The 3,271-nt window shown below is 67.0% G+C and carries 3 protein-coding genes; all 3 read left to right on the top strand.

Features of this window, described 5'->3' with window-relative positions:
* Positions 1–199 precede the first annotated feature (199 nt).
* On the top strand, positions 200–1,186 hold the full coding sequence (locus ACFWF3_RS29610) for an NAD(P)H-dependent flavin oxidoreductase (protein WP_379316900.1): 987 nt from the start codon (positions 200–202) through the stop codon (positions 1,184–1,186).
* A complete protein-coding gene (locus ACFWF3_RS29605) occupies positions 1,183–1,989 on the top strand; it encodes an enoyl-CoA hydratase-related protein (protein ID WP_379316898.1) in 807 nt (268 codons plus the stop codon). Before ACFWF3_RS29610 ends, ACFWF3_RS29605 begins: the two co-directional genes overlap by 4 nt.
* A gap of 28 nt (positions 1,990–2,017) precedes the next feature.
* Positions 2,018–3,271: AMP-binding protein (locus ACFWF3_RS29600; RefSeq protein WP_379316896.1), on the top strand; the 1,254-nt coding region annotated here is incomplete at its 3' end.

Raw genomic sequence — 3,271 nt, 5'->3', positions numbered from 1 at the left:
GTCAACGCACCCCCGACCACCGGATCGGCCAGGGTGAGCCCAGCGATTCTCGCGCTTGGGCCGAGTTCGTTGACAGGAACACTCCAGCTCGGATAAGTTAACACCCATTCTCAATAAGTTAATCATGATTCTCGCCGGATGCAAAGAGGCCATGGGTTCCCCGCAACCGGCGCAGAACTCCCGAGCGGAGAGAGGCTCAATGCTGCGCACCCGATTCACCGAGGCATTCGGTGTCGAGCACCCCATCGTGCAGGGCGGGATGATGTGGGTCGGCCGTGCCGAACTCGCGGCCGCGGTCTCAGAGGCCGGTGGACTCGGCATCATCACCGGCCTGACCCAGCCGACCCCGCAGGCACTGCGCGAGGAAATCGCTCGGACCAGGGATCTCACCGACAAACCGTTCGGTGTGAATCTGACGATCCTGCCTTCGATCACGCCGCCGCCCTACGCGGAGTACCGCCAGGCGATCATCGATGGGGGCGTCCCGATCGTCGAGATCGCCGGCGGCAACCCGGCGACCCACCTGCCCTACCTCAAAGACGCGGGCATCAAGGTGCTGCACAAGTGCACCAGCGTCAAGCACGCGCTCAAGGCCCAGCAGGTCGGCGTCGACGCGGTGAGTATCGACGGCTTCGAATGCGCCGGTCATCCCGGCGAGAACGACACACCGGGCTTGGTCCTGATTCCCGCCGCCGCGCGCGAGATCGAGATCCCGATGATCGCCTCCGGCGGCATCGCCGATGCTCGCGGGTTGGTCGCCGCGATGGCGCTGGGCGCGGACGGCGTCAATATGGGTACCAGGTTTCTGTGCACGGTCGAATCGCCCATCGCGCACGTGGTCAAGGAACAGATCGTCGCCAACACCGAGCTCGACACCAAGCTGATCTTCCGGACCTTGAACAACACCGCCCGGGTCGCCGATAACGCCGTCAGCCGCCAGGTCGTCGAGATCGAGCGCGGCGGTGGCACGTTCGACGATGTCCGTGAACTCGTCGCGGGCGCGCGCGGCCGCAAGGTCTACGAGGACGGTGACCTCGACGCGGGCATCTGGAGCGTCGGCCAGTGCCAGGGCTTGATCCACGACATCCCCACCTGCGCGGATCTGGTGGCGCGGATCGTGCGCGAGGCCGAGACCCTCATCGCGGGACGTCTGGCACAGTCGATCGTCGAAACGGTGGCCCGATGAGCGAGAGCATTCTGGTCGAGGAAGAAGGCGGCGTCCTGCGCCTGACGATCGACCGCCAAGCACGGCTGAACGCGATCGATCTCGAGGCGATGACCGAACTGGGCGATCTCGTCGGCGCTGCCCCGGCTCGGCCTTCGGTTCGGGTGATCGTGCTGACCGGCGCGGGCAAGGCGTTCTGCACCGGCGCCGACCTGGCCGCAGCCGCGGCCGCGGGCGGCAACGAGGCCTCACCGCAGGTCGTGATGGACACCGCCAACGCGCTGATCCGCGCGATCATCGCCTCGCCGCTTCCCGTCATCGCGCGGGTCAACGGGCCGGCCGCCGGCGTCGGCGCGTCGATCGCACTGGCCGCCGATCTCGTGTACGCGGCCGACAGCGCCTACCTGCTGCTGCCGTTCACCTCGATCGGGCTGATGCCCGACGGCGGAGCAACCGCGGTCGTCGCCGCAGCCATGGGTCGTGCCAGGGCCGCGGAAATGGCGCTGCTCGGCGCCCGATTGCCCGCCGCCGACGCCGCTGCGGCGGGCTTGATCACCCGGTGTGTACCCGCCGCCGAACTCGACGCTCAGATCGACGCCGTTGCCGCCCAACTCGTGGCGGGTCCTCGCCGTGCGCTGCAACTGACGAAAGCTGCCATCAACGCAGCGACGCTGACCGAACTCGACGCCGCGCTCACGCGGGAGAAGGACGGACAGATCGAGCTGCTGACCTCCGCGGACTTCCTCGAAGGAATGACCGCGATGCTGACCCGTCGCGCGCCGAACTTCACCGGCGCCGTGCATCCGATCGCCGAACCGGCCTAACCCTTCCCGCGCCTTCGAGGAGACGACGATGTCCACAGAACCCCTGCGCTCGCGCCGCAATCACTGGATGAACCAGATCGCGATCCATGCCACCACCATCCCGGACGCTCCCGCCTTGCGCTACCTCGGCAAGACCACCAGCTGGGGTGAACTGCACTGGCGGGTGGAACGGTTGTCCGACGCGCTCGATCGCCGTGGCGTCAAGGCCGGCGACCGCGTGATGATCTTGATGCTCAACAACATCGAGTACCTCGAATCGGTATTCGCGATCAACACTCTGGGCGCTATCGCGGTGCCGGTGAATTTCCGGCTCACTCCGCCCGAGATCGCCTTCCTGGTCGCCGACAGCGGCGCCGCGGTGATCATCACCGACGCGGTGCTCGCCCCGCTGGCCACGGCGGTGAGCGCCCAGTCCCCCGATCTGCGTACTCACATCGTGGTCGGCGCACCGACCGGCGACGGTGTCCTCGGCTACGAGGACCTCATCGCCGAGACCGGCGAACCGCACGAGCCGCGCGACATCGCCGAGGACACCGCAGCTCTCATCATGTACACCTCCGGCACCACCGGAAACCCCAAGGGCGCGGTCCTGACCCACCTGAACATGAGCTCGCAGGCGCTCACCTGTATCCGCGCCATGCGCTACAGCTCCGACGACATCGCCTTCTGCGCGTCGCCGCTGTTCCACATCGCCGGCTTGGGCAGCATCGCATCGTGTTTCGTACTCGGTGCGTTGACGGTGATCCATCCGCTCAAGGCGTTCGATGCGGCCGAGGTGCTCGATGCCTGGGAGAGCGAGCGCGCGACCTCGGTGTTCCTGGTGCCCGCCCAGTGGCAGGTAGTGTGCGCCGATCCGACTGTCGCACAGCGTGATCTGCGGCTGCGAGTGATCAGCTGGGGCGCGGCTCCGGCCTCCGACACCGTGCTGCAGGCCATGGCGCAGACCTTCCCGAACGCGCTCAACGTGGCGGTCTTCGGGCAGACCGAGATGTCGCCGATCACCTGCGTCCTCGACGGCGAGGACGCGATCCGCAAGCTCGGCTCTGTCGGCAAGCCGATTCCCACCATCGCCACCCGAGTCGTCGACGACGAGATGAACGATGTCGCCCAGGGTGAGATCGGCGAAATCGTCTATCGCGGACCGACTTTGATGCGCGAGTACTGGAACAACCCGCGCGCGACCGCCGACGCGTTCGCGGGCGGCTGGTTCCACTCCGGTGATCTCGTGCGCCTCGACGAGGAAGGCTTCGTCTACGTCGTCGACCGCAAGAAGGACATGATC

It is taken from the genome of Nocardia sp. NPDC060220 (assembly GCF_042727815.1).
GTDB lineage: Bacteria > Actinomycetota > Actinomycetes > Mycobacteriales > Mycobacteriaceae > Nocardia.
This window is presented reverse-complemented; position numbering and strand designations above follow the sequence as displayed.

What these genes read in the sequence shown, in the direction of transcription:
- ACFWF3_RS29610 (WP_379316900.1), top strand. Translation starts at nt 200, where the DNA reads ATGCTGCGCACCCGATTCACCGAGGCATTCGGTGTCGAGCACCCCATC.
- ACFWF3_RS29605 (WP_379316898.1), top strand. Translation starts at nt 1,183, where the DNA reads ATGAGCGAGAGCATTCTGGTCGAGGAAGAAGGCGGCGTCCTGCGCCTG.